The sequence below is a fragment of the Myxacorys almedinensis A genome, from assembly GCF_010091945.1.
GTDB classification, from domain to species: Bacteria; Cyanobacteriota; Cyanobacteriia; order Leptolyngbyales; family Leptolyngbyaceae; genus Myxacorys; species Myxacorys almedinensis.
In genome coordinates this window covers 18,367-42,988 of the sequence record NZ_WVIE01000002.1, presented here as the reverse complement: position 1 = coordinate 42,988, position 24,622 = coordinate 18,367, and the positions used below count along the sequence as shown (strand labels likewise).

Genomic DNA, 24,622 nt, shown 5'->3' with positions numbered 1-24,622 from the left:
TATGAAGCTATGTAAATTCTAAACGGTTCACGCAAGCCCTGACCGATAGTGAATTAAATCTTTAGTCTTGCAATCATTTGCGATCGCAGCGACAAAGGGCTTACAAGGCGCATTTGCCGTTTTATAGTCTCGTGGAATGTGTTTTGATGAAACGCAACTGCCTCAAATTGATTCTAATTTTTGCAGTAATTTGTGTTCTATCTCCCTGCCCTGTGGCGGCAAATGCGCCTGCCCCGCCCCCCTACCTTTGGTTTACATTTCTTGATCAGCCTGCTGTGGAGGGGATGCAGTTGATTGGCTGCCAAACGGCGTTATGCGAAAAACCGACCCTGTTGATGCAGCATGGAACCTGCGTGCGATCGAGTTGCCTCAAGGCTCAACCCCGGCTCGAAGCCCCTCATCGATTTGAGTGTGCAGCCGATCGGTGTTTATATCAGGGCGTGTCGCTTCAGGCGGCTCCTCTAGCGCCCTATCTCAAGCTGATCGGGCAGTTTCAAAATCGAGTGCGCTCTAGCCAAGCGTTTGTCACAGATTTTCGGAATCCGCTAGCGGGATATGCGGCTCGGCATCTGTTGGTGAGAACGCAGAACGAAGAGCTTTTGGTGTTTCCCGATCGACAGGCAATGAAACCGAGCCGATGGGAACTGTCGGGGCGAGCGTTAGCAATCACCCAGGTGAGCGAAGTGGGGATCGCCGCTGTCTTTTTTGTAGGAAAAAAGTTTACTCAAACGTTTACCGTTCGGGTGTTAAGTGCGATCGCGCTGATCAATCTGTTCACCTTTCCAGTGGTGTGGTTTTTCTTCCCATCCCTGCAACCATTTGAATACAGAGCAACTCGCGTTCTTGGTGCAACGAGTTTGCTAATTGCGATCGCATTTAGTGCTGCGTTGGCAAGAATGAAGACAACCAGCCTCAACGTTCTAATCAGGATATTCACAATTTGGGTGATTGCGTTGCCGATTGCGTTGGTCATTGGATTCATCGCTGCATTTTTAGTCGGCTATGGTGAATCGTTTCCTGCTAGTGCAGGCATTCCGAGGTGGGTCACCCTGCCTGTCTCTGGAGGAGTTGCGATCGCAGCGGAAGCCTGGTTGCTTGCTCGCCTCAGCCACCCTCATTTGTCGCCCATCCAAGCCGGTTTGGTCAGCCTGGTGATGAACGCCAGCAGTGTTTGGTTGAATCTGGCGGTCTTACCTGCGTTGCGCTAATCAATGCGATGGGCGTTCCTCATCGTTTTGGCGCAATTCTCACAATCAACGGCGCATCCGGTACATCTAACGTAATCTGCCGGGGCGACCGATATTTCGCCATCACTGCTGAAGAGCGATTGGGAAAATAGGTTTCGGCTAGCTGCGTTGGCGTGCCTAAATTTAGCGTCACTCGCTGAGTTTTGAGCCGCTCGTTACTCTCTGTGTGCAGCCACAATACGAGATAGAAATCGCCGTTGCGCTTTTGCAAAAGCGTACGGTGAATATTGCTCACGTTGCCGCTTAAGGTATAGCTTAACGAACCACTTGCCGCCGAGTTAGGAGGATCATTCAACACTCGAATCAGATTTTGCAACGCGATAAATGCAGGTTTAGGAACGCCATTGGCGCGAATAATCCCAAAGTTACTTTCTTGATCGCCCCGCGATCGCTCATCTAACAACTCGTACAAAAACGTGCGTTTGATGCCCCGGTTGAAATACTCTAAAAAGACTCTAGGAATGTATTTTGCCGACACTTGCTCAGGCACTCCTTTCTGCCCTGCGTTGCGATCGTTCACTGCATTGTGCCACCCCGTCTCCGTCACTATGAGCGTGCGATCGCTGGTCATTTTGCGCGTCAGCGGTATCCATTTTGACTCAAAATCTAGCGCTGGCACCCCGCCGCCTGCGTAAATGTGAAGATTGCCATAATCGCTGACCCCCTTGAGAGAGCCAACCTTAGCTGCATTTTCGGGATGGGCGATAGAAGGCGTCAACACCGCAATCTTTGCCGTCGTCGGATCGCGCTTCACCGCTTGATATAGCTCTGTCTGATAGGTTCTGACGCCCGCCGGAAATCCTTTGCCTTTATAGGTCAAGTTGTGGATATCCCACTCGTTGGGTCCCTCGATCGCCACCACAGACGGCAGCACTTTTTTAAGTACCGACACCGCATTATCAGGCGTCAGCTTGTCGCGCGGGTCAAACACTAGGGTCGAACGAATGCCAAAGCGCGCCAGCCGATTTAATTTTGCGAAGAAATCTGAGTTGTTTCCTCCATCTCGGATGTGGCGAATACCCAACTCTCGCAATCGTGGTTCCACAAGATTGCCATATCGCCCATAGGTCGTGTCAAGGTAGCGCAGATGCGTTGCCACCCCGATCGAATCGACAAAGGCATAGGCGCTCTTGGCGTTCTCTGCCCTAGGCGCGATCGCGCCCGCACTTGCCTGGCTAAATGCTGTACCGGGTGGGTTGCCCTCAGACCCCATCTGCGCCACACAGGCAACCCCAATGCCCAGCAGGCTTGCTACCAGCACTCCTAAGAATAATGCCGCGCGAAGCTTGGAGGAAAACGCCGTGAGCCGCGATCGCCGTTTGGTCATTTTCATACGATTGCTACCGTTCATCAACGAGCCTTCTCCCTACCTTAGCAGCAACCCCGATTGCCCATTCCTCGATTCTCACAGCCAAAATTGTCCAAGAATGTAACAGTTTGCAACGTATAATAAGGGCGTATTCATCTTATCAAACGTGTAAAACGTGTTGAAAATCCCATGCGAGTAGCGATCGCCGGAGGCGGCTTGGCAGGGCTATCCTGCGCTAAATACCTCGTTGATGCAGGGCATACTCCCATTGTTCTAGAAAGCCGCGACGTGTTGGGCGGTTTGGTTGCCGCCTGGAAAGACGACGACGGCGATTGGTATGAAACAGGGCTGCATGCCTTTTTTGGTGCGTATCCCAACATGCTGCAACTCATGAGCGAGTTGGGCATTGAAGACCGGCTTCAGTGGAAAGAACACGCGCTGATTTTCAACCAACCTGAGAAACCAGGAACCTATTCCTACTTCAAAGTTCCGGATATTCCTGCGCCGTTTAATGTCATCCTGTCGATTCTCCGCAACAATGACATGCTGACATGGGAGCAGAAAATCCGCTTTGCGGTGGGGTTGTGGCCGGGTGTGCTGCGGGGGCAAAAGTATGTCGAAGCCATGGATAAATACAGCCTGATTGAATGGCTCCGGCGGCAGGGAATCGATCAGCGAGTCAGTTCTGATGTGTTTATCGCGGCGGCAAAGGCTCTCACGTTTATTGATCCAGAAGATGTGTCTGCAACCATTATTCTGACGGCGGTCAATAAATTTTTGCAAGAACGCTACGGCTCTAAAATCGCCTTTTTAGATGGCTCTCCCACCGAGCGGCTGTGTCAGCCCATGGTTGATTACGTTACCGAGCGGGGCGGCGAGGTGCATCTCAACCAGCCTCTTAAGCAAGTGTTGCTCAACAGCGATCGCACCGTTCAGGCATTTTTGATGCACGGGCTAAATGGGGCACCCGATCAAGTGCTGACGGCGGATCTCTACGTTTCAGCCCTATCTGTAGATGTGATGAAAGTCTTGATGCCAGTCCCTTGGAAAGACCTGGAGTTCTTCCAAAAGCTGGACGGGCTAGAAGGGGTGCCGGTGATCAATTTGCATTTGTGGTTCGATCGCAAGCTCACTGATATCGATCACTTATTATTCTCGCGATCGGATCTCCTCAGCGTCTATGCCGACATGAGCATCACCTGCAAAGCCTACGAAGACCCCAATCGTTCGATGCTAGAACTCGTGCTTGCCCCTGCTAAAGATTGGATTGACAAGCCCGACGCCACTATCATTGCCGCCACGATGCAAGAATTAACGCGGCTGTTTCCACAGCACCTCAGCGGCGAAAATCCTGCCAAACTGAGAAAATATAAGGTCGTGAAAACGCCACGATCGGTCTATACTGCTTCTCCGGGTCGCCAAGCTTATCGTCCGTCCCAAGCCACCCCGATCGCAAATTTCTTTTTATCAGGAAGTTATACGATGCAGCGCTACTTAGGCAGTATGGAAGGGGCTGTACTTTCTGGTAAGCTGACAGCGCAGGCGATTACAAACACCCAACCGCCCACGGTGCCCGAAGGCGACCCGCGTAGCTTAGTCGCCAGTAGCAATTAGGACTTGTCAACCTTCCCATCTGCGTGAGAATGCTACAATTGCCCGAATCTTCTTTCTGTCAGCGAACCTTGGCTTCCGTGGAGGAGGCTTACGAACGCTGTCGCGCCATTACCGCCGAATACTCTAAGACCTTCTACCTGGGAACCATCTTGATGCCTCCCCCGAAGCGTCGGGCAATTTGGGCAATCTATGTATGGTGTCGGCGCACGGATGAGCTAGTCGATGGTCCGGCGGCGAGTCTAACCACCAATGAAACCCTAGACCAGTGGGAAGAGCGGCTAGAAAAGATCTTTGCAGGGCATCCTGACGATGATTTTGATGTAGCGCTGGTAGACACCATTGAGCAGTTCTCTCTCGATATTCAGCCGTTCCGCGACATGATCGAGGGGCAGCGTATGGATCTCTACCGCAGCCGCTACGAAACCTTTGAAGAGTTGGAGCTATATTGCTACCGAGTCGCTGGCACGGTGGGGCTGATGTCTACTGCCGTGATGGGGCTTGATCAACGGCTTCAATCTGCTCCTTGGGATGATCCGGCGGCAAAGACGCCGATCGATGAAGCGATCGCGCTCGGCATTGCCAACCAACTCACAAATATTTTGCGGGATGTGGGTGAAGATGCCCGTCGCGGTCGCATTTATCTACCAATGGAAGATTTAGTACGATTCGACTATACCGAAGACGATCTGATCAAAGGGGTCGTAGACGAGCGGTGGAAAGCCTTGATGCAGTTTCAAATCGAGCGGGCACGCAAATTTTACACCTTAGCTGAACAGGGGATTAGCGCCTTGAGTGAAGACGCCCGCTTGCCGGTGTGGTCAGCGTTGATGCTGTACAGCCAAATTCTGGATGTGATTGAGCGCAACGGCTACGATAACTTCGAGCAGAGAGCCTATGTGTCGGGTCGTAAGAAAATGTTGTCTTTGCCGATCGCGTGGCTAAGAGCAAAGGTTTTGTGAACCCTTGGGTTACTAGAGTGCAAGTTTGGTAAATTCAGTCCACGGATTGGCATTTAGTTCTGAAAGCCGAGACAGAATGGGAACTTTATAGAAAAGCATTGTAGCGATTTATACATATTGCTCCCAGAGCGCCTTGCGTTGAGACGCCTGCTTTGCATTGGGCGAAACATTGTTGTAGAAGCATACTCTCCGTCGTTTGGTTTGAGAAAAATGAGGCAGAATGCCGTCTAATTGTAGAGCGGATCAATCGCTCAACGGCAACTGTGTTAGTGATTGGGGTAGGTGCGCCCAAGCAAGAAATTTGGATTTCTAAATACAAAAGCCAGTTACCTCAGATCGATATTTTTATGGCGGTAGGAGCGTCGATTGATTTTGAGGCAGGCAACAAACCGCGATCGCCACAATGGATGAGCAACGCAGGGATTGAGTGGCTTTATCGTCTATACTGCGAACCCAAACGGCTATGGAGGCGTTATTTTGTTGATGATTTGCCATTTTTTTGGTTCATCTTGAAACAGAAACTCAAAAGGAATTGATCATTTCAGTAAGAGATACTCTCGCTTACTGCTTTCTCTGATGCCTACCTAGCTCAAAAATTTTATTGTTCAGGTATGCGAACTCACGTAAGATCAACAACCTAAAAGTTCTTCAATTTTACGTTCGCCCGGTCTACATTCTGTAGAGTTCTTCCAAGCGCTCTTTTACACTTAAAGTTGTGCGGGTTGGTTCTCTCAACGTCGCATTTTGGGTCGTAGTTTGCGTGGGTTGCAGCATCATTTGAATTGAAGTAACTTGACTTTCAATATGTTGCTGCACCAACAAAATAGAGCACGAAACATAGCGACTGACCTGATCCGCCAACCGCTCCTGATTCACCCAATCAGCAGTTTCTAATGTCTGTCCCAAAATAATTAAATCTGCATTCCAGCAGTTAGCAATTCTGCCAATAGATTTACCAGAAATATAGCAAAACGAGATGATATCGATGCCCCTTTGATCTAAAGTAACTTGGCGCTGACCTGAGGTATTTTGACAGCACTCTAAAGCGGGAAAAGCCAAATTTGTACATGCTCGACTGTTGACAGAATGAGTCAGACTCGATTGAGGCAGATTGCTCGAACAGTGACAACTATCGATGCTGAACGGATAGACTAAATGCAGCGACGTGCTGAGTGACTGGGCATAGGCTAACGCGATCGCAGAGACGCATGAGTTGGTATCTGCTGTATCCAACACAACTAAAATCTTTTGAAACATGATCAACATCCCTGGAGTAGAGCGATCGCGGAATTAAAAGTATTGTTCAAACGAACAAGCTTGTTTTAATCACGATGTTGTAAGTTGTTCGATACACCACACTCGCCGCAAAAATACTGTAAAACCTAAAGAAATTGCAGAACCACTCCCCTCGATTGAACATACCTTACTTCTGAGAAGGTACAGGGAAAATTTGGTTGAAATTTAGATTTGCTGCAATTTCTTACCTAAAAAAATCCCCGCTCCTAACGACTAAAGGAACGAGGACGCAATTCGACTAAGCCAATCTGAACAGCTAAATCAGGTAATTGGGCGATTAATAACCAACCAAGTGCAGAATGTCGCGCACAACGCTAAAGCCTGCCAGATCCCAAAGTAGATAAGCCGTGAACCCAATCATCGCGAGACGACCGTTCCACAACTCAGCTTGAGGATTCCAACCAAACAAGAAAGCGTTACGATCTTTGCCGTTGTATGCACTAGCGACAGGAGGTAAATCGGTACTAGGACGACTTTGCATGGCTCAAATTCCAAATTAACTTCACTATACGTTACATAGTAGGAACGATCGCCGAGCTTGCCCTATACCTATAGGTCTAATCTCGCTGTTCTGCTTTAGGAACAGAACTGCCTTAGCACAACCCCTTACGATTCAGCAGGTTCTTCTACGGCATCTTGAGGCTCTTGCTTCACCGTCATAAAGCGAATCACATCAGTACTGAGGCGCATTGCCCGCTCCATTAGGGCAATTTGGCTACCATCGCCTGTGAAATTCATCTGAATGTAGATCCCTTCACGCTGCTTGCCGATCTCATAAGCAAGGCGGCGTTTACCCCGGTGCTGAGTTTCCAAAATTTCTGCACCATTATCCCGCAAAATGGTTTGGTACTTCTCGATCGTTTGATCCGTTGCCTCATCGTTGAGATCCGGACGCAAAATGTACATTGTTTCGTAAAGGTTGCTCATGGAGGTCTCCTTGTGGACAAAATGGCTCTTTCTAGACGGGTAGAACAGGCAGATCGGTGCTGAGCGGCACTTGATCGACCGTTAAATTCACCAATAATGAAAAAGCAAGGACTTATAATTCTATACCAGTTTTTAAACACAATCGCTTCAAATCTACCCGATCACTCCAGAAGGATATTGGTACATCTATGGCTCAGCGGTATGTTCGAGTAAAGACGGCAGACGGAAAAATTTATTATGGGTTACTGCAAATCGATCGCGCCGTACAGGTCTTAGACGCTCCGCCTTGGCTTAAAGGGCAGCCTACCGATCTAGCCCTCGTGCCAGGAGACTATCAGACCCTTGCTCCCTGTGCGCCCTCAAAAATTATTGCGGTCGGTAAAAACTATGCTAGTCATGCCGCAGAAATGGGGACGCCTGTTCCTCAAGAACCGCTCTTGTTTCTAAAGCCGCCGACGACGGTGATTGCAGCAGAGGCAGAGATTTTTTACCCGCCTCAGTCTGAGCGGGTAGATTATGAAGGAGAATTAGCTTTGGTGATCGGCGATCGCACCTATGCCTGCACCCCCGAAGAAGCCCACAGCAAGATCTGGGGCTATACGATCGCCAACGACGTGACCGCCCGTGACTTGCAGCGCCAAGATGGACAGTGGACGCGCGCCAAAGGGTTTGATACCTTCTGTCCGCTCGGTCCATGGGTGGTGCGAGAAGTGAACCCCGGCGCACGACTGCAAACCTTCCTCAACGACAGCCCCACCCCGGTGCAATCGTCTGCCATCAATGAAATGGTCTTTTCGCCGGATGTGCTGGTGTCGTACATCAGCCAAGTTATGACGCTATTTCCAGGAGATGTCATTTTGACGGGCACCCCAGACGGAATCGGAGCCATGCAGATCGGCGATCGCATTCGCATCGAAATTGAGGGGATTGGCTTTTTGGAAAACTCTGTAGCGCAGCGCCCCTCTAAACCCAACTAGCGAACCTGCATATGCACAGCATCAGAAATGGTTGGGATTTCTGCGTAGCGCCCCAGCGCTGATTGAACCAGGGAGTAAGCGATCGCAGCGATCGTTCCCAGGAAAATAGCGTTAAACAGAGTTTGCGTCAGCAACCCTGCCACACCAAAAATGGGGGCTAAGATCGCACTCCAGATGATGCCCAGCAAACTCAGCGCAATTGAAAACAGCAGCGCTTGCATCGTGTTGAACCGAATAAAGTGAGGAATACTTTCGTTTCTAACCACCAGCAAAAACAGCGCAAAAAAGAGAATCAGCGACGCGAACGGAATGCTACTGTAGAGCAAAAATAGAGGAGCGAGAGGAACCGCCAACAAAGCTAACAGAGGACTCAAAAACGAGCCACTCAGGGGCGTTGCCACCAGCACCACGAGATCTAAAAGGGGGATAAAGTAGGCAAGGCAGGCAAAAATACGATCAGATACTGTAGTAGACCCGCGCCAAGTCATGGATCATTCTCCTAAAATTTTGCGTTGATAATGTGCAAATCTGCTATGCACAGAATAGCGCAGTTCCTTGTTTCCTGTATCTACTCGATCTTTGCCACCCGAAATCCCATCTGGCACTGGTACTGCTCTGGGAGTTGCTCGCCCCGCCGCCGAATCGTTTGCCCGCACCGCAATTGCCCCTGTTGCCAGCGAGGTTGTCCGCTTTGATCTGCCAACAGGCAGGTTTGACAAACGTGTTCTGGAGAAATGGGTCGATCGCCGATCAGGATGACTAACATACATACCCCCTCTTAGAGCCAAGAGAGTAGAACCACCGGTTTACCGATTTTTCTGTCTTAGAGCCGTCCTCACGTTGCCTAAGCTCTTTAAGCGTTAGCTCAATTCTAGAGCAGGTTCCCTGAAACGTTAGGTAATTTTGATACCACTTAACGTAATTTGTGATCTAGATGCGGGGTCTGCTCTCCGGAAACATCTGCGATCGCGCCTTCCGAGCTAGCCGTTTGTGGACGGGCATTCAGCTTGAGCCGTCTTGCTCCATTTCTTCAGGGGGTGCAACTCTGCCGCGACGTTTGCGCGCCTCCATGGCTCGCTCTAAAACACTGAGCAGACCCGGAGATTCTTCTTGCAGCGCGAGCAAGAGCCGTTCTCCTTCTTCAAGGTCACCCGGATCTTCGCCTGTTTCCATAACTGCCTTCAAGCGGGGCAATGCCAACTCATCGACGAGTTGCACGAGGCTATGCAGACAGCGATTAAATTGCCGCTCGGTTAGCGTCGAGTCTTCTAGAGGAAACTCGATGATGGCTCGAATTTCGCCATCGGAGGGGTCGTACTCCCATTGCAGCATTTTCGTTTCCCACGAGATGCAAAGCATGGTTTGGAGAATAGCCGCTTTGTGGGGATGGTTTTTGACGCCTGCCAGCACACGCGGGGCAAAAATCTCGAAGAACTCGCCGTTCTCATCAAGTTGAATCACAATCAAGAAGTCTTCTATATGCTCACCGTAGACGCCGGTGAGAATGCGGCATCCTGCCTCATCTACCTTATATTTCCAGCCTTTTGTATCTAAGTAAGTAGAAATCTGCTTTAGTGTTGTACCCATAAATGTTTCTCAACAAATGTTTTTCAACCGCCGGTTAAAATCTGGTGACGAGGAAATGATTACCATAGCTCAGTCTAGCCGCCGCTTGCAGAATTTTGTCAATGGGGATGAAATTGGGTGTGCAGGGCGTGATCAACTTGTTTGAGCAGGGCGGCAACCGTGGAGGAGTTGTCTAAAATCACATGGGCGCGATCGCACTTTTCTTGAATCGGCATTTGGCTTTTAATACGATCGCGCGCCTGCTCTGACGTTAGGGTTTCGCGCTCGATGAGGCGTTGAATTTGCTGGTCATCGGAGGTGTAGACGACCCAAATTTCGTCAACGAGATCGGTTAAACCGGCTTCAAACAGAAGGGGAATGACCAGTACGATCGTCGCCTCTGGCTTGGGCGAGTCTGTCTGGGACGCTTTGCAAAGCTCTGAGAGGTCGCGGGTCATTGCCTGCCGCACGTAGGGATGAATGTGCGATTCTAGCCAGGTTCGTTCGGTGGCATTTTGAAAGATGATGTCTCCTAGGCGGCGGCGATTCAAGTTGCCGTCGGGGTGCAGGATGGGGGTGCCATAGCGATCGCGAATCGCAGCGAGAATCGGTGTTCCCGGCTGAACGGCGGCTCTGGCGTAGTGATCGGCGTCTAAAATCGGCAGGAGATAGCGGTTGGCAAGATAGGTCGAAACCGTGGTTTTACCCATGCCGATGCCGCCCGTTAAACCAATAATGCGCGGATTGGGTTTTTCTGTCATAGGTTTCTGTCATAGGAAGTTGGGCTAGTAGATTGTCAACGTTAAGTGGAGGGGTGCATGAGTGGAGGAGCCGATGGGCTGGATTACTGAGCGACCCATCCACCCATCGACTCTCTAACCCATCCACTCCTAATCCCTCATTTCAACTTTGACAGACTCCTAGAGACAGTTCGGGCTTTGGGCTGTGCCAACCCATTCCACTGGTTTCTAGTGTAAAGTGCAGTCTGAAGTCTTGATTATTGCTGAGATTGCCTTGCACTATCTGCTCTTGGTCGGAATCGTCTTAGTGGGGACAGCGCTGCGGTTTTGGAATTTGGATCTCAAGCCGTTGTGGATGGATGAAGTGATTACGGCATTGTTTAGCTTTGGGCGCAGCTACTATGATGTGCCGCTAGGCGAAGCAGTTACGCTGTCTACCTTAGAGCAACTCTTTGAGTGGAACCGTGCTGCCACCTGTGCAGGAATTGCTCAAACCATTTCGGTGCAGTCGGTGCATCCGCCTCTGTTTTTCTGCTGGTTGCACAGTTGGCTGGGCTGGGTCGCACCGATCGAGCAATCGTGGGTGTGGAAGTTGCGGGCGTTACCTGCGATCGCAGGTGTTGTGTCGATTGGGGTCATGTACACCTTAAACCGGATTGCGTTCTCTAAAACCGCCGGAGTCTTTGCGGCGTTGGTGATGGCGGTGTCTCCGTTTGCTGTGTATCTCTCTCAGGAGGCGCGACACTACACCGTTCCAATGGTGATGATTGCGATCGCGTTGCTGGGGCTGATCCAAATTCAACAAGATTTACACAAACAACAGATCAGACCTGCTATTTGGATAGGCTGGAGCATTGTCAATGGAATTGGATTTTATGTTCACTATTTTTTCGTTTTAGCGGTCATTGCTCAAGTCGTGACATTGATCGGTCTGTATGGTTGGCAGTGTCAACGTGGCGTTGGCAGCCGTCGCCATGGCAGAACCCTGGTGCTATCTATCGCCCTGCTGGCGCTGTTTTATCTACCAGGATTGCCAACCTTCCTCAGTCATATCGGGCGGTCAGAAACCGACTGGTTAAAAGCGTCCCACACCGGAATTTTAGCTGCGATCGCGCCCCTCTATCAGCTTGTGGCAGGGTGGCTGGTGATGGCGATCGCCCTTCCTGTGGAGAACCAACCTTTGGGCATTGCCATCTCAGCCGGTGTGTTGATGCTGCTGTTTGGAGGATGGTTGGGATGGCGCATCATCGCAGGGCTGCGCTGGCTGTGGCTCGATCCAAAAACCCATTGGCAAACCGTGATGCTCATGGGGTTTGTCACCTGTGTTGTGGTGGAATTTCTAGCGATCGTCTACGGGTTGAACAAAGATATCACTCAGGTTCCTCGATACAATTTCATTTACTTTCCAGCGGTCTGTGCGCTAGTGGGTGCAAGCCTTTGGGCGAAAAATACCAAGGCTCCAAAAATAGATAAACGTCTCGCCTCGCTGTCCTCTGTGATCGTTTTTGTGGTTGGTGTTCTGAGTTGTGGGTTTGTTGTTTATAATCTGGTTTTTCTAAAACCCTATGAACCCAGTAACGTGGCTCAAACCATGAACGCCCCCGGTAGATCGTTGGTAATTATGGCATATAAAGACTTCCAGGACATTGCCTTAGGCTTGAGCTTTGCGTTGGCGCTACCTCCAGAAGAAACCTTTGCGTTTGTGAGCAGATTGCAGGGCTACAACGCGCTCTGGCAATCCCTTTCAGCCCTAAACCCTCAGCAGCCTCCCCACCACGTATGGATGATTGCTCCAGGATTGCGACAAACAGACTTTCCAGCAATGCTTTCGACGGGCGGAAAATTGTGTAGGTTGAATACAGCCAATTATCACCGGATTGGCATTCCCTATCAGGGATACGATTGCGACAAGTAGCTTTATAGAAGCTCTACTGGCTCTACTGGCTATTCGTCGATCTGCCATAACTCCTTGGTGTAGTCCTCATCCAACACCTTCTTGGGACGCATCACCAGCACCACCCGACCCAACAAAGCCACCTCCGGTGCTTCTTCAAACCAGCGCAAGCGAAGCTGGTCGTCTTCTGCCATCAGAAAATAGCTATCTGCTTGCCAGTCACGCTGAGCGCGATCGATGACTACCACCACTTCTTCAGCCACCCCTGATGGGGGATTGGGCAGTTTGTCGCTGTCACACAGCAGTGCGATCGGGTCATCTGCTGTGCGAACCACTTGCCATCCGGGCAATGTCACCCATGCACCAATTCCAGAAAACTGCACCAGGTGAAAGGCTCCAACCTCCTCGACCATGGGCACAGCGTCTAAGTCGGCTTTAGTGAGGGGTAATTTCCCTACAACTGGCACAATCCGCGGCAGTTCCTCATCCGACTCTAATCGATAGAGCGGCAACCGAGGAGCCGGGCGGCTCGGCGTCACCGTAAAATCAGTTAACAGTTTCTCTACAGCTTGGCGAGCAGTGGCGCTGTGAGCAAACTTTAGCCCTCTGGCAATCAGCCGCGATCGCTCTTGCAAGTCAGTTTTTTGCTTTGCTGCTTTCCACGCCTGGTAGGCAACCCCATCTCCAGGATGAGTCGTAAACTCGTCGGGCGGAGTGCCAAATCGAGAAAAGTCCTTGAGGGCGCGAGCCACCTCATGCACTTCATCAGCATCAAGCTTATGAGCAAAGACCAATTCGGCAGCAGAGGCGCGATCGCGCTGAGTTAAAATCCGCAACTCGTAGAGAATATCGCTACTTCGCTGCCCAAAAAACTCTTTCACTGCATCTGATACGCCAACCGCCAGCAGCGTGTCATACACTTGCGACGCCACCACAATCTGATTTTGCTGAATCGGCTCAAACCCCGTTTCTTCAAAAATTGCCTGCGGGCTGTATCCTGCCTTTTGCAATGTTTGGCAAGCATGCGCCCACTCAACCCACTTCCCCTCTTTGCGACGGAGGGATTGCAGTAGCTCAGCTACGTTTTGTCCGTTTTCTGGCGTGTCAGTCATAAGATAGGAGGCTCTACTCGCACAATGCGTTACTAAACGTGTTCTTCATTCCTTCTTATACCAAAGTTTAAGACGTTACTTGACGAATACCTATCTGTCAAGGCATGATTGAAACCTAAGCGGGGCTATAGCGCAGTTGGTAGCGCACCTCAATGGCATTGAGGGGGTCAGGAGTTCGAGTCTCCTTAGCTCCATCGTGAGACACAAACGTTACTTATCTGCATGTGTTTTAGGGCAGTGTCAGGAGAGTATCTCAATTCTGAAGTGGCAGATCAGCCCTGAGGTAAAATGGGGTCTCATTCTGGGTCTACTCTATTCCTGGGTTTACTCTACTATTCACGCCATGCATCCCGATTACCTCGAACGCATCCTCACTGCCCGTGTGTACGATGTGGCTCAAGAGACGGCTCTAGACTACGCACCCAATCTATCAACACGCCTCAACAACCGGCTTCTCCTCAAGCGGGAAGATATGCAGTCTGTGTTTTCCTTTAAGTTGCGGGGTGCCTACAATAAAATGGCGCAGCTTCCCTTGGATGTGCTTAAACAGGGCGTGATTGCCGCTTCTGCGGGAAATCATGCTCAAGGCGTTGCGCTAGGGGCAAAGCGGCTAGGAACAACGGCAATTATTGTCATGCCTCAAACAACGCCGGAAGTGAAAATTGATGCGGTCAAAGCACGGGGCGGAGAAGTTGTTTTATACGGTGATACGTATGATGATGCTTATGCTTATGCTCGTCAGCTAGAAGCAGAGAAAAATTTGACATTTATTCATCCTTTTGACGATCCAGATGTCATTGCTGGACAGGGCACAATTGGTATGGAACTCTTGCGGCAATGTCAACACCCTATCCATGCAATTTTTGTGGCGATTGGTGGAGGCGGATTGATTTCTGGAATTGCATCTTATGTGAAGCGATTGCGCCCAGAAATCAAGATCATTGGTGTTGAACCTGTTGATGCAGATGCGATGCATCAATCATTGCAAGCAGGACACCGAGTTAAGTTGCCGCAGGTTGGTTTGTTTGCTGATGGGGTTGCAGTGCGAGAAGTTGGAGTTGAAACTTTTCGTTTGTGTCAGCAGTATGTCGATGAGGTGATGCTAGTTGATACCGATGGCATTTGTGCCGCGATCAAAGATGTCTTTGAAGATACTCGCTCGATTTTAGAACCAGCGGGGGCACTCGCGATCGCGGCGGCAAAAACCTACGTCGAGCGAGAACACATTCAAGATCAAACCCTAATTGCCATTGCCTGCGGAGCAAATATGAATTTCGATCGGCTCCGATTTGTTGCAGAGCGCGCCGAGCTTGGAGAACGGCGCGAAGCGATCTTTGCTGTCACCATTCCCGAAGAGCGGGGGAGTTTACGCAAGTTTTGTGAGTGCATTGGCAAACGCGGTCTCACCGAGTTTAACTATCGCATTGCCGACGATCAAGAAGCACATATCTTTGTGGGTGTGCAGATTCAAGACCGAGCCGATGCCGTTCACATTGCTACGACCTTTGAGGCGCATGGATTTAGAACCATGGACTTAACGGATGATGAATTAGCGAAATTGCATTTAAGACATATGGTCGGCGGACGATCCTCCCTCGCCGACCATGAACTGCTCTATCGATTTGAGTTTCCTGAGCGCCCAGGAGCACTGATCAAATTCTTGAACTGCATGAGTCCTGATTGGAATATCAGCCTATTTCACTATCGCAATCATGGCGCAGACTATGGGCGCATCGTCATCGGAACGCAAGTTCCACCCGACGAAATGGCAGAGTGGCAAGCCTTTCTGGATACCTTGGGGTATCGCTACTGGAATGAAAGCCAAAATCCCGCTTATAAATTATTTCTGGGATAGTTCCTGCCTTGATGAGCCAAAAAAGCACAGTTTCCTACCTGTTAAGATGACTGTCATCTGTTCACTCATCCTGTCATGGCAAACTCTCTGGCGCACTCACCGAATGGTTTACCGCAGGCAACGCTTCCATTGTCGGCGTTGATCGAATGCGGTTCAACTGTCCCAACGCCCACCGCGCCGTTTCTTGCACATCTTTATCTGGATCATCCGTTGCTTGATTTAGCAAATGGCTAATCTGCGCCACCATGTCATACACTCGTGTCAGATCGCGAATGGCGTTCTTTCGCACATCGGCATTCTCATCTTGTAACGAGATCGCCAGCGCCCGAGTGAGAGGCTTTAGCGTTCGTGTGCCAATTTCAGATAGTGCCGACAGAATCAAACTTCGTTGCCGGGAATCAGACTCTATCATCAAATCCACCAGCGGCTGAACGGCGCGCGTGTCGCCTCGCTGCCCCAGTTCCCAAATTACTTTCTGACGCTTTGCCGGATCAGGAATCCGAAGCTCTTGAATTAACTCATCGACAATGTTGATTTTGGGTAAGCGAGTCGTTTCAGAAACATTAGTTTCTTTTGCCTTAGCTGCGATCGCGCCGTTTGTTACCCCCTCACCCGATCCATCCACCCGTTCTTTCGGTTGATGAGCAGCCTGGGCAATCGGGATGCTCTCTACCGGCGGCAAAGCGCTGCTCGTAGCTTTGGCTGACTCTTTGGCAACGTCTGTCAGCGTTAGGGAGGGGCTAAGCGGCGGCGCTTCAGGTAGCAAAAATCGCTCTTGCAAGGTTGGCTCGTCGGCACTGTCTTCTGTTCGACGCCCTCTCCGAGATAGCGCTAAAACCGTTGCCCCAATTAAACTCGACCCGCCAATTCCTCCTAACACCCAAGGCGACTTCCACAGGTTTTTTGGGTCACTTGCTTGCCCCAGTTTGGCTAACGGCTGCCCCACCCTTGGCAAACTCAATGCCTGTTGAAACTGGCTGATCGCTTTAGCAGTGCGTTGGTCATATCGTCCATTCACGTCAGCATTGAAGTAACCGAGCAGTTTTAGGGTCTGCGGTAGCTCAGCAACCTGCTCAGCTTGAGCACCCACCGAGAGCAGTTCAGCCCTTGATACCTGAGCTAGGCGCGTCGTCCGACTGGTTGCCAGTGACAGTGCCGCGCTTCGAGAAACCGCGCTTTGTTTGGGCGCAAAAATAGCCAAACAAACCACAGACGCAAGAAGAAGAAAACGAGAGCTACGGGGGATCATAGGCTAATCCAAGAACAGCGCGACTAGCGTACCAAGAACGCTCCTTCGACAAGGTAGCTCAATCCTAACCGCCAGACCTTAGATTGCCCGAAAACATTGCCGAACTCGCTACGAGGTACGTTCTGATTCAGGCTCAATGGGTAAGAGAGCGACTGGCGTACTCTCACTTGTAATCTCACCGAGGTTCTGATTTACAGACGGTATCAATTGCTCTTTCGGGCTGGTCTGCATCCGATCCGGAGGAATTGGTTTGTCAAATTTTTTGCGTAAGACCTCTCGCTGATTGATCAAATAAATGCTGATTAATGTGAACCCAACGCCCATCCACTGAATCGGAGTTAACACTTCAGCCAAAAATAAGTTTCCAAATAGAAGGGCAAAGACGGGTGTCAGAAACGTTAGAGAACTAAGGCTCGTGAGGCTGCCCTCGGAAGCAAAGTAGAAAAATAGACCATAGGCGATCGCGCTGCCAAAAATCGTAGAGTACGAGAGCGCCATCCAGTTTGAAACCGTCAAATTTGCCCACTGCGACGTTTCCAACTGGCTCGACAGCGCAAAGAGGGGCACGCCGCCCACTACCATATGCCACCCCGTTGCCGTTACCGGATCTGCGTGGTTACACACATAGCGCACTAAAATCGTTCCGACTGCCATTGAGAGGGCAGCCAACAACATCAGCCACTGTCCGTTATCAAACAGCCCCGATAGCGCATCCACCAAAGAACCCATGTCTGTCATCACGGCTGCAAATTGGCTCCCAGCAGCTAAAATCCAGTCTTCTGGCAGCCCCAACAGACTGATGCCACAGACGCCAAACGCCAATCCTAGCCAGCCCCACACGCCAATTTTTTCCCCAAACAGCCACAGCGCTAATATGGCAACTGCTAAGGGCTGAGAATCGATCATCACAGATCCTAGTCCGGCTCCGGTTCTCAGGAGTCCTTGGGCGAGAAAGCCTTGAAACAGGGTGCCATCAACCAGCCCAAACAGCGCGATCCATAGCCACGCTGCCCAGCCTTTCGGCTGCGGACGCCCCATGACGACCCCAGCCACGAGAACGAGCAATCCCGCAGGCAAAAGCCGTACCCCTGCCATAAAAAATGGGGTCGTATGGGGAATGACTCCTTTCATGGCGACCATGGCTGTTCCCCATAGAAAAAAGGGGGCAATCAGCAAAAAGGGGGCAAAAGGAAGCCGAGACTCGGTGAGTTTGAGATGCATGGTGAGGCAGTGAGGCGTTCTTCTCAATCTTAATGAAGTTATGTAGTTTTGTTAAGGGATGAAAAGCAGGGTGCAATTCTCGAAAAGCACTCTAGGTGAGGAAAAGGCTAAAATTGAAAAGAAGTTCTCTATGATGTAGAGTTTATTCTTTTTAACACTATCTCCTCAGCTAACCTATGGTTCGTTTTTTCAAGCGTGGTGCGCGTAAACAGATTGCTCGAATTGAAGTCAAAGGCGCGATCGCAGGGGCAACCCGAAATCGCGTTTTAGAAAACCTTAAAACCGTCGAAGAACGCGGCTTTCCGGCTCTTCTGCTCAGAATCGACAGCCCCGGCGGCACGGTAGTTGATTCTCACGAAATTTATAGTGCGCTCAAGAAACTCCAAGAAAAAGTCAAGATCGTTGCCAGTTTTGGGAATCTCTCGGCATCGGGCGGGGTCTACATCAGCATGGGCGTGCCCTACATCATGGCAAACCCCGGAACCATTACCGGCAGCATCGGCGTGATTATTCGAGGGAACAATCTAGAGCGCTTGCTCGATCGAGTTGGCGTCTCGTTTAAGGTGATCAAGTCAGGACCCTATAAAGATATTCTGTCTTTCGATCGCCAACTCACCGAAACCGAACAGACGATTTTGCAAGACCTGGTAGATGTGACCTATTCTCAGTTTGTTCATACTGTTGCTGAGGCGCGAAACCTGGATGTTGAGACCGTCAGATCTTTTGCAGATGGTCGCATTTTTAGCGGAGAACAGGCTGTGTCTCTTGGGGTGGTTGATCGTTTGGGAACCGAAGAAGATGCCCGGCGCTGGGTTGCCGAACTCGCCGGACTTGATCCGGAAAAAGCCCGCACCCACACGTTTGAAGAACGAAAATCTCTGGTGAGCCGCTTTACGTCTAACGAGCAGCTAAATCAAGCAATTCAGGCTGTTCCTGCCTTAGCTACTGGAGCCGAATGGCTAGACTTTGAGCTTTCTACCCAGGGGCTTCCTCTCTGGCTTTATCGTCCGTAAATTTTTTCCTCATCGCTCTGGCGCAATGGTTCAGACCCGACAGAGATAGGCTAATCTGGTAGCGTTCCCGACAGCAGTGTTGAATGTTTTTCGATTAAGGGGAGGACTGGACGTGGAGTGGCGTGTTCGAGCGATTCGTGGGGCAACCACCGTTTCAGAAAATACCGTTGAGGCAATTCGAGAAGCGGTGACAGAGCTATTAGATGAATTAGAAACTTACAATCAACTTGACCCTAACGAGATTGTCAGCGCCTTCTTCACCGTGACCAAAGATTTAGATGCAGTGTTTCCAGCCGCGATCGCGCGCGATCGTCCAAGTTGGGAAAATGTTCCCCTGATTGACCTTCAGCAAATGCACGTCGAGGGCAGCCTAGAGCGGTGTATCCGATTTTTGATTCAGTTCAACACGCCCAACCCCGCGATCAAAGTTCATCATCCTTACTTAAGACGGGCAAAAAATTTGCGTCCCGACTGGTCGCTAGCTCAGATTGCGTCTCCGCATCGGTAGGGCTGAGCTAAGGCTAAAGTCAAGGATTGCTAGGTTTTCTCAATAATCAAAAAGTCAATGACCAGGAGAGGTGGTTTTTCGAGTCATCTTGGTGGATGCCCTATGCTTGGGGTGATGATGATCGGCGACCTTGACAGTGCGATCGCAAGCATTAAGTATTATTACCTCTGCGTGGTATGATTGCTTCTGGCTTAACATTGTCTCCCGAAGCTTGGACTCCACCGGAATTCAAGCCCGCTCAGCACAATGTCACCCTAACTTCGGAGCCGCACCTGGTTATGGAGCAAACCCTCGAATCTGGTACAAACGCACCAGAGACAAGCAACTCGATGGATGACTTCTATAAACTCCAGCAAGAGTTATTAGTTGTCACGATCATCCTAACGGGTCTAATCGTTTTTCCCGTCTGGTTTTTCTATTCCCTCAATATCGCTCTGAATTATTTATTAGGAGCGTGCGCTGGTGTGGTTTACTTGAAGTTATTAGCGCGAAACGTAGAGCGCCTCGGTACAGAGAAAAGCCAAGTCGGTAAGTCTCATTTAGCTGTTTTCATTGGAGTGATGATTGTCGCGACCCAGTGGAAAGATCTCCATGTCTTACCTGTTTTTTTGGGGTTTCTCACCTACAAAGGAACGCTCCTCGTTTACACCCTTCGAACCCTGCTGACGCCTAGCCAAAATTAGGACTTGGGTTCTGTAAACCCTTCATTCCTTGAATCTGGGAAAGCCGCCCGAATTAGAAATGCTTAATTTCCTCGACGTTCCCACCTCTTTGTCCCTTGCCAGCTTAGAGGTTGGTCATCACCTCTACTGGCAAATTGGCAACCTCAAGATTCATGGGCAGGTTTTTATTGTTTCGTGGATCGTCATTGGTATTCTGGTAACGGCATCTCTGCTGGCAACCCAGAATGCTCAGCGCGTTCCGAAAGGCATTCAAAACCTGATGGAGTATGCGCTGGAGTTTGTGCGTAACTTGACAAGGGATCAGATTGGTGAGAAAGAGTACCGTCCCTGGGTTCCCTTTGTGGGAACGCTGTTTCTGTTCATCTTTGTCTCAAACTGGTCGGGTGCGCTTGTGCCTTGGAAGCTGATTCGGCTCCCTGAAGGTGAACTTGCCGCCCCAACGAATGACATTAATACGACGGTTGCCTTAGCACTGTTGGTCTCGTTGGCTTATTTTTACGCTGGCTTTAGCAAAAAAGGACTGGGCTACTTTGCGAAGTATGTTCAGCCGACTCCGATTCTTCTCCCCATTGCGATCTTAGAGGACTTTACCAAGCCTCTCTCCCTAAGCTTCCGTCTGTTTGGCAACATTTTGGCGGATGAATTGGTTGTGGCGGTACTGGTGCTGCTTGTGCCGCTATTTGTGCCGTTACCGGTGATGCTGTTGGGTCTCTTCACGAGTGCCATTCAAGCATTAGTGTTTGCGACTTTGGCAGCCGCGTATATCCACGAAGCGCTAGAAGGTCACGGCGACGAGCATCACGAATAGCTCGTGCTGGAAGCTTTTGAGTGCGCTGCACCTTCTAGAGTCTGGGTCTTTTGGTTTGAGAGTCTAGAGTCCACTATCGAAGTTTGTTCGTTTCGTTTTACCCAAAGGAAAGACACTATGAATCCCACTGTTGCTGCTGCTTCTGTTTTGGCTGCTGCGTTGGCAATCGGTTTGGCTGCGATCGGTCCTGGTATCGGTCAAGGGAATGCATCAGGGAGTGCGGTCGAAGGTATTGCCCGTCAACCCGAAGCAGAAGGCAAAATCCGCGGTACGTTGCTGCTGACCCTCGCGTTTATGGAATCCTTGACCATCTACGGATTGGTGATTGCGTTGGTTTTGCTGTTTGCAAACCCGTTTGCGTAAGTCTGAAATCGGAAGGCTGAACGCGGAGGTCAAGAAGTCGTTTTCGTTGGCTTCAGCGTTCAGCATTCAGCGTTCATCCTTCCTAAATTTAGCGAGAACAATGTTTGATTTTGATGCAACTCTGCCCTTGATGGCAGTGCAGTTTCTTCTTTTGGCAGCACTGATGAATGTGGTGTTTTTTAAGCCCCTCACTAAGGTGATTGACGATCGCAACGATTACATTCGCACGAGTGAAGCGGATGCCAAGGAGCGATTGGCAAAGGCAGAGAGTATGGCAAAGCAGTACGAAGCTGATCTGGCGGCTTCTCGCAGAGCTTATCAAGCGACGATCGCGGCGGCTCAGGCGGAAGCGCAGCAGGTTGTCGATCAGAAAATTGCTGAGGCTCAGCAAGCGGCGCAAGCTCAACGCGAGCAGGCTCAGAAGGAACTAGACCAACAAAAGCAAGCGGCTATGCAATCTCTAGAGCAGCAGGTTGATGCCCTGAGTCGTGAAATTCTAGATAAACTTTTAGTCGGAATTTAGCGAACTGCTGGTTGATCGAGGCTCCTGGAGACGAAAACCCTAAGGTTGGGATTATCAACAGCGCAGTTTTGGAACAGAGACATGGATATTTTTGTGCGACTCGTCGCCGGAGCTAGCTTTCTAGCAGAGACGGCGGAAGCGGAAGGGGGCGGTTTCGGTCTGAATTTTAATATTCTCGAAACGAACCTGATTAACCTCGGTATTGCGATCGCAATTGTTGTCTATTTTGGGCGGAGCTTTTTAACTAAGATCTTAGGCGAACGGCGCGCGGCGATCGAAGCGGCAATCCAAGAGGCGGAAACGCGGAAGAAAGCCGCCGCGGCTAGCTTGGCAGAGCAGCAACAAAAACTGGCTCAGGCCCAAACCGAAGCCGCCGCGATCCAATCGTCAGCGCACGCCGCCGCCGACAAGATGAAAGCCGAGATTTTGGATAAAGGTGAACAAGACGTTCGGCGAATGCGCGAATCGGCGGCTCAAGATCTCGATTCTGAACAAGAGCGCGTGATCAATGAGCTACGCCAGCGCATTGCAGCACTCGCCTTGCAGAAGGCAGAAGGCGATTTGCCGGGTCGATTGGATAATGGCGTGCAGCAGAGACTTGTCGATCGCAGCATTGCTCTATTGGGAGAGGGTTGATCCATGGCAGATATTTTAAATTCACAAGTCTTAGAACCCTACGCTCAAGCCTTAATGTCGTTGGGTCAGTCAAACGATCTTGTCGATCGATTGGGGGAGGATGTCAACTCGATTCTCAACGCCCTCAGCGAGTCGAGCGATCTTCGAGAGTTTATCGCCAATCCCCTGATCAAAGCCGATGCAAAAAAGACTGTCCTCCGGCAGGTTTTTGGCGAAGCCGTGCATCCGTTTACCCATAGTTTCTTGATGCTGCTTGTCGATCGTCGCCGCGTGATGCTGCTCGATGGAATCTGTAAGCAATTTCAAGTTCAGTTCCGCAAGCTCAAGCAAACCGTGCTGGCAGAAGTGATCTCAACCGTTGAACTCGATGATGCTCAAAAAGATGCCATCCGCCGCAAGGTAAAAACAATGACGGGGGCTCAGCAAGTGGAATTAGAAGCCAAGCTCGATCCCGACCTAATTGGCGGCGTCATCATCAAAGTGGGTTCTCAAGTGATTGATGCGAGTATGCGCGGTCAACTTCGGAGAATCGGAATTAGCCTATCCAAGTCCGCTTAGTTTTGATCATTACTTTAATGAGGTTCCGACATGGTAGCAATTAGACCAGACGAGATTAGCAATATTATTCGCCAGCAAATTGAACAGTATGATGAGGGCGTCAAGGTCGCCAATGTAGGTACTGTGCTGCAAGTAGGGGACGGGATCGCCCGAATCTATGGCTTGGAGAAGTGCATGTCAGGTGAACTGGTGGAGTTTGCAGATGGCTCGGTTGGCATGGCGCTTAACTTAGAAGAAGACAACGTTGGCGCGGTGTTGATGAGTAATGGGCGCTCGATTGAAGAAGGAAGCTCTGTGACCGCCACCGGGCGGATTGCTCAAATTCCGGTTGGTGACGCGATGATTGGTCGCGTGGTGGATTCGCTCGCACGTCCGATTGATGGTAAAGGCGACATCCAAACTACGGAAACTCGCTTGATTGAGTCGATGGCCCCTGGGATTATTGCACGGAAATCGGTGTGCGAACCTCTGCAAACTGGGATTACGGCGATCGATTCGATGATTCCGGTCGGTCGTGGGCAGCGTGAGCTAATTATTGGCGATCGCCAGACCGGGAAGACCTCGGTGGCGGTGGATACCATTTTGAACCAAAAGGGCGAAGACGTGATTTGCGTCTATGTGGCAATCGGGCAGAAGGCGTCTACGGTTGCCAACATCGTTCAGGTTCTGCAAGAGCGCGGTGCGATGGACTATACGATCGTTGTTGCTGCTAACGCCAATGACCCGGCAACGCTGCAATACTTCGCTCCTTACGCAGGGGCAACCTTGGCTGAGTACTTTATGTACAAAGGCAGACATACGCTAGTGATCTATGACGATTTGTCGAAACAGGCGCAAGCTTATCGTCAGATGTCGTTGTTGCTGCGTCGCCCGCCGGGTCGTGAAGCCTATCCGGGAGATGTGTTCTACGTTCACTCTCGCTTGTTGGAGCGGGCAGCAAAGCTTAGCGATGCGCTAGGGGGCGGCAGTATGACCGCATTGCCAATTATTGAAACTCAAGCTGGGGACGTATCAGCGTACATTCCCACCAACGTCATTTCAATTACCGACGGTCAGATCTTCTTGTCATCTGACTTGTTTAACGCAGGTTTGCGCCCGGCGGTAAATGCTGGGATTTCGGTATCCCGTGTGGGTTCTGCGGCTCAGACCAAAGCCATGAAGAAAGTGGGGGGCAAGGTAAAGCTTGAACTCGCGCAGTTTGCTGAGCTAGAAGCATTTGCTCAGTTTGCGTCTGACTTGGATAAGGCGACCCAAAACCAGTTGGCTCGGGGTCAGCGCTTGCGTGAAATTCTCAAGCAATCTCAGTACTCGCCGCTTTCGGTTGCAGAGCAAGTCGCGGTGATTTATTCTGGCATTAACGGTTATTTAGATGATATTCCGGTGGAAAAAGTCACTGGCTATGTCAAGAGCTTGCGGGAATATCTAAAGACTGGTAAGCCTCGCTATGTCGAGATTGTTCAAGGAGACAAGCAACTGACTGAAGAGGCTGAAACTCTTCTCAAAGATGCGATCGCTGAATCCAAAAAGACTTACATGGCAGCGTAAACAGGTTTGGGTTTTGGAT

Annotated in this window: 27 protein-coding genes and 1 tRNA gene; 17 read left to right on the top strand and 11 right to left on the bottom strand. The window is 50.4% G+C overall.

The annotated features are described in order from the left end of the window. Positions 1-146: 146 nt before the first annotated feature. Positions 147-1,208: a hypothetical protein gene (locus GS601_RS01750; protein WP_162421544.1), complete on the top strand. Its 1,062-nt coding sequence runs from the start codon at positions 147-149 to the stop codon at positions 1,206-1,208. A 19-nt stretch (positions 1,209-1,227) separates the two neighbouring features. On the opposite strand, the gene GS601_RS01745 is transcribed toward GS601_RS01750, so the two are convergent. Then, positions 1,228-2,580: a hypothetical protein gene (locus GS601_RS01745; RefSeq protein ID WP_162421543.1), complete on the bottom strand. Its 1,353-nt coding sequence runs from the start codon at positions 2,578-2,580 to the stop codon at positions 1,228-1,230. Positions 2,581-2,745: 165 nt separating this feature from the next. Here GS601_RS01745 and pds point away from each other — a divergent pair, with 165 nt between their 5' ends. The 3 genes from pds to GS601_RS01730 all read left to right on the top strand — a co-directional run bounded on the left by pds (position 2,746) and on the right by GS601_RS01730 (position 5,665). Continuing rightward, entirely contained in the window at positions 2,746-4,170 is a 1,425-nt protein-coding gene (gene pds, locus GS601_RS01740; protein WP_162421542.1) for a 15-cis-phytoene desaturase, read from the top strand. A 29-nt stretch (positions 4,171-4,199) separates the two neighbouring features. Next, positions 4,200-5,129, top strand: a complete 930-nt coding sequence (crtB, locus tag GS601_RS01735; protein ID WP_162421746.1) for a 15-cis-phytoene synthase CrtB — start codon at positions 4,200-4,202, stop codon at positions 5,127-5,129. 152 nt (positions 5,130-5,281) lie between these two features. Further along, positions 5,282-5,665, top strand: coding sequence for a WecB/TagA/CpsF family glycosyltransferase (locus GS601_RS01730; RefSeq protein ID WP_238392893.1), 384 nt, complete (start codon positions 5,282-5,284; stop codon positions 5,663-5,665). Positions 5,666-5,798: 133 nt separating this feature from the next. On the opposite strand, the gene GS601_RS01725 is transcribed toward GS601_RS01730, so the two are convergent. The 3 genes from GS601_RS01725 to rpsF all read right to left on the bottom strand — a co-directional run bounded on the left by GS601_RS01725 (position 5,799) and on the right by rpsF (position 7,352). Then, positions 5,799-6,386 (bottom strand): hypothetical protein, encoded by a 588-nt coding sequence (locus GS601_RS01725; RefSeq protein ID WP_162421541.1) that lies wholly within the window; start codon positions 6,384-6,386, stop codon positions 5,799-5,801. 316 nt (positions 6,387-6,702) lie between these two features. Continuing rightward, positions 6,703-6,906 carry a chlorophyll a/b-binding protein gene (locus GS601_RS01720; protein WP_162421540.1) on the bottom strand — a complete coding sequence of 68 codons (204 nt, stop codon included), beginning with the start codon at positions 6,904-6,906 and terminating at the stop codon, positions 6,703-6,705. 125 nt (positions 6,907-7,031) lie between these two features. Beyond that, positions 7,032-7,352, bottom strand: coding sequence for a 30S ribosomal protein S6 (rpsF, locus tag GS601_RS01715; RefSeq protein ID WP_162421539.1), 321 nt, complete (start codon positions 7,350-7,352; stop codon positions 7,032-7,034). Positions 7,353-7,540: 188 nt separating this feature from the next. Between rpsF and GS601_RS01710 the strand changes: the two genes are divergently transcribed. Continuing rightward, complete coding sequence (locus tag GS601_RS01710; protein ID WP_162421538.1) at positions 7,541-8,329, top strand: fumarylacetoacetate hydrolase family protein; 789 nt, start codon at positions 7,541-7,543, stop codon at positions 8,327-8,329. Here GS601_RS01710 and GS601_RS01705 read toward each other — a convergent pair. The 4 genes from GS601_RS01705 to coaE form a co-directional block, all read right to left on the bottom strand. Further along, positions 8,326-8,817: a Tic20 family protein gene (locus GS601_RS01705; protein WP_162421537.1), complete on the bottom strand. Its 492-nt coding sequence runs from the start codon at positions 8,815-8,817 to the stop codon at positions 8,326-8,328. The genes GS601_RS01710 and GS601_RS01705 overlap by 4 nt on opposite strands. 80 nt (positions 8,818-8,897) lie before the next feature. After that, entirely contained in the window at positions 8,898-9,095 is a 198-nt protein-coding gene (locus tag GS601_RS01700) for a hypothetical protein (protein ID WP_162421536.1), read from the bottom strand. A 236-nt stretch (positions 9,096-9,331) separates the two neighbouring features. After that, positions 9,332-9,916, bottom strand: coding sequence for a hypothetical protein (locus GS601_RS01695; protein WP_162421535.1), 585 nt, complete (start codon positions 9,914-9,916; stop codon positions 9,332-9,334). A 98-nt stretch (positions 9,917-10,014) separates the two neighbouring features. After that, the gene (gene coaE, locus GS601_RS01690; RefSeq protein ID WP_162421534.1) at positions 10,015-10,656 is read right to left on the bottom strand and encodes a dephospho-CoA kinase; all 642 of its coding nucleotides are present in this window, start codon (positions 10,654-10,656) and stop codon (positions 10,015-10,017) included. Between the two features lie 217 nt (positions 10,657-10,873). On the opposite strand from coaE, the gene GS601_RS01685 reads away from it, so the two are divergent. Beyond that, complete coding sequence (locus GS601_RS01685) at positions 10,874-12,550, top strand: glycosyltransferase family 39 protein (RefSeq protein ID WP_202924788.1); 1,677 nt, start codon at positions 10,874-10,876, stop codon at positions 12,548-12,550. 29 nt (positions 12,551-12,579) lie between these two features. Here GS601_RS01685 and GS601_RS01680 read toward each other — a convergent pair whose 3' ends face one another. After that, on the bottom strand, positions 12,580-13,641 hold the full coding sequence (locus GS601_RS01680; RefSeq protein ID WP_162421533.1) for a RuBisCO accumulation factor 1: 1,062 nt from the start codon (positions 13,639-13,641) through the stop codon (positions 12,580-12,582). Between the two features lie 121 nt (positions 13,642-13,762). Between GS601_RS01680 and GS601_RS01675 the strand changes: the two genes are divergently transcribed. Next, positions 13,763-13,835, top strand: a tRNA-Ala gene (locus GS601_RS01675). Between the two features lie 149 nt (positions 13,836-13,984). After that, complete coding sequence (ilvA, locus tag GS601_RS01670) at positions 13,985-15,496, top strand: threonine ammonia-lyase, biosynthetic (RefSeq protein WP_162421532.1); 1,512 nt, start codon at positions 13,985-13,987, stop codon at positions 15,494-15,496. A gap of 73 nt (positions 15,497-15,569) precedes the next feature. Here ilvA and GS601_RS01665 read toward each other — a convergent pair whose 3' ends face one another. Then, the gene (locus GS601_RS01665; RefSeq protein ID WP_202924787.1) at positions 15,570-16,697 is read right to left on the bottom strand and encodes a HEAT repeat domain-containing protein; all 1,128 of its coding nucleotides are present in this window, start codon (positions 16,695-16,697) and stop codon (positions 15,570-15,572) included. Between the two features lie 156 nt (positions 16,698-16,853). Continuing rightward, positions 16,854-17,966, bottom strand: a complete 1,113-nt coding sequence (locus GS601_RS01660) for a DMT family transporter (RefSeq protein ID WP_162421531.1) — start codon at positions 17,964-17,966, stop codon at positions 16,854-16,856. A 176-nt stretch (positions 17,967-18,142) separates the two neighbouring features. Between GS601_RS01660 and sppA the strand changes: the two genes are divergently transcribed. The 9 genes from sppA to atpA all read left to right on the top strand — a co-directional run bounded on the left by sppA (position 18,143) and on the right by atpA (position 24,603). Next, positions 18,143-18,979, top strand: coding sequence for a signal peptide peptidase SppA (gene sppA, locus GS601_RS01655; RefSeq protein WP_162421529.1), 837 nt, complete (start codon positions 18,143-18,145; stop codon positions 18,977-18,979). A gap of 112 nt (positions 18,980-19,091) precedes the next feature. After that, a complete protein-coding gene (gene aroH, locus GS601_RS01650; RefSeq protein WP_162421527.1) occupies positions 19,092-19,487 on the top strand; it encodes a chorismate mutase in 396 nt (131 codons plus the stop codon). A 176-nt stretch (positions 19,488-19,663) separates the two neighbouring features. Further along, complete coding sequence (locus GS601_RS01645; RefSeq protein WP_238392891.1) at positions 19,664-20,170, top strand: ATP synthase subunit I; 507 nt, start codon at positions 19,664-19,666, stop codon at positions 20,168-20,170. Positions 20,171-20,198: 28 nt separating this feature from the next. Then, entirely contained in the window at positions 20,199-20,978 is a 780-nt protein-coding gene (gene atpB / locus GS601_RS01640; protein ID WP_338016933.1) for a F0F1 ATP synthase subunit A, read from the top strand. A 117-nt stretch (positions 20,979-21,095) separates the two neighbouring features. Beyond that, entirely contained in the window at positions 21,096-21,341 is a 246-nt protein-coding gene (gene atpE, locus GS601_RS01635; RefSeq protein ID WP_162421525.1) for an ATP synthase F0 subunit C, read from the top strand. A 100-nt stretch (positions 21,342-21,441) separates the two neighbouring features. After that, positions 21,442-21,864 (top strand): F0F1 ATP synthase subunit B', encoded by a 423-nt coding sequence (locus GS601_RS01630; RefSeq protein ID WP_162421523.1) that lies wholly within the window; start codon positions 21,442-21,444, stop codon positions 21,862-21,864. 81 nt (positions 21,865-21,945) lie between these two features. Next, positions 21,946-22,500, top strand: a complete 555-nt coding sequence (locus GS601_RS01625) for a F0F1 ATP synthase subunit B (RefSeq protein ID WP_162421521.1) — start codon at positions 21,946-21,948, stop codon at positions 22,498-22,500. Positions 22,501-22,503: 3 nt separating this feature from the next. Next, positions 22,504-23,058 carry an ATP synthase F1 subunit delta gene (atpH, locus tag GS601_RS01620; protein WP_162421519.1) on the top strand — a complete coding sequence of 185 codons (555 nt, stop codon included), beginning with the start codon at positions 22,504-22,506 and terminating at the stop codon, positions 23,056-23,058. Between the two features lie 30 nt (positions 23,059-23,088). Next, the gene (gene atpA / locus GS601_RS01615) at positions 23,089-24,603 is read left to right on the top strand and encodes a F0F1 ATP synthase subunit alpha (protein WP_162421517.1); all 1,515 of its coding nucleotides are present in this window, start codon (positions 23,089-23,091) and stop codon (positions 24,601-24,603) included. Positions 24,604-24,622 lie beyond the last annotated feature (19 nt).

Bases quoted from the DNA above. Each gene is read 5' to 3' on its own strand.
- GS601_RS01630 (WP_162421523.1), top strand. From the start codon at position 21,442: ATGTTTGATTTTGATGCAACTCTGCCCTTGATGGCAGTGCAGTTTCTT.
- GS601_RS01625 (WP_162421521.1), top strand. From the start codon at position 21,946: ATGGATATTTTTGTGCGACTCGTCGCCGGAGCTAGCTTTCTAGCAGAG.
- GS601_RS01725 (WP_162421541.1), bottom strand. From the start codon at position 6,386: ATGTTTCAAAAGATTTTAGTTGTGTTGGATACAGCAGATACCAACTCA.
- GS601_RS01700 (WP_162421536.1), bottom strand. From the start codon at position 9,095: ATGTTAGTCATCCTGATCGGCGATCGACCCATTTCTCCAGAACACGTT.
- GS601_RS01695 (WP_162421535.1), bottom strand. From the start codon at position 9,916: ATGGGTACAACACTAAAGCAGATTTCTACTTACTTAGATACAAAAGGC.
- GS601_RS01750 (WP_162421544.1), top strand. From the start codon at position 147: ATGAAACGCAACTGCCTCAAATTGATTCTAATTTTTGCAGTAATTTGT.
- GS601_RS01705 (WP_162421537.1), bottom strand. From the start codon at position 8,817: ATGACTTGGCGCGGGTCTACTACAGTATCTGATCGTATTTTTGCCTGC.
- atpE (WP_162421525.1), top strand. From the start codon at position 21,096: ATGAATCCCACTGTTGCTGCTGCTTCTGTTTTGGCTGCTGCGTTGGCA.
- atpA (WP_162421517.1), top strand. From the start codon at position 23,089: ATGGTAGCAATTAGACCAGACGAGATTAGCAATATTATTCGCCAGCAA.
- rpsF (WP_162421539.1), bottom strand. From the start codon at position 7,352: ATGAGCAACCTTTACGAAACAATGTACATTTTGCGTCCGGATCTCAAC.
- GS601_RS01720 (WP_162421540.1), bottom strand. From the start codon at position 6,906: ATGCAAAGTCGTCCTAGTACCGATTTACCTCCTGTCGCTAGTGCATAC.
- GS601_RS01680 (WP_162421533.1), bottom strand. From the start codon at position 13,641: ATGACTGACACGCCAGAAAACGGACAAAACGTAGCTGAGCTACTGCAA.
- atpH (WP_162421519.1), top strand. From the start codon at position 22,504: ATGGCAGATATTTTAAATTCACAAGTCTTAGAACCCTACGCTCAAGCC.
- GS601_RS01645 (WP_238392891.1), top strand. From the start codon at position 19,664: ATGATTGCTTCTGGCTTAACATTGTCTCCCGAAGCTTGGACTCCACCG.
- GS601_RS01660 (WP_162421531.1), bottom strand. From the start codon at position 17,966: ATGCATCTCAAACTCACCGAGTCTCGGCTTCCTTTTGCCCCCTTTTTG.
- crtB (WP_162421746.1), top strand. From the start codon at position 4,200: ATGCTACAATTGCCCGAATCTTCTTTCTGTCAGCGAACCTTGGCTTCC.
- GS601_RS01710 (WP_162421538.1), top strand. From the start codon at position 7,541: ATGGCTCAGCGGTATGTTCGAGTAAAGACGGCAGACGGAAAAATTTAT.
- coaE (WP_162421534.1), bottom strand. From the start codon at position 10,656: ATGACAGAAAAACCCAATCCGCGCATTATTGGTTTAACGGGCGGCATC.
- pds (WP_162421542.1), top strand. From the start codon at position 2,746: ATGCGAGTAGCGATCGCCGGAGGCGGCTTGGCAGGGCTATCCTGCGCT.
- GS601_RS01745 (WP_162421543.1), bottom strand. From the start codon at position 2,580: ATGAAAATGACCAAACGGCGATCGCGGCTCACGGCGTTTTCCTCCAAG.
- sppA (WP_162421529.1), top strand. From the start codon at position 18,143: ATGGTTCGTTTTTTCAAGCGTGGTGCGCGTAAACAGATTGCTCGAATT.
- ilvA (WP_162421532.1), top strand. From the start codon at position 13,985: ATGCATCCCGATTACCTCGAACGCATCCTCACTGCCCGTGTGTACGAT.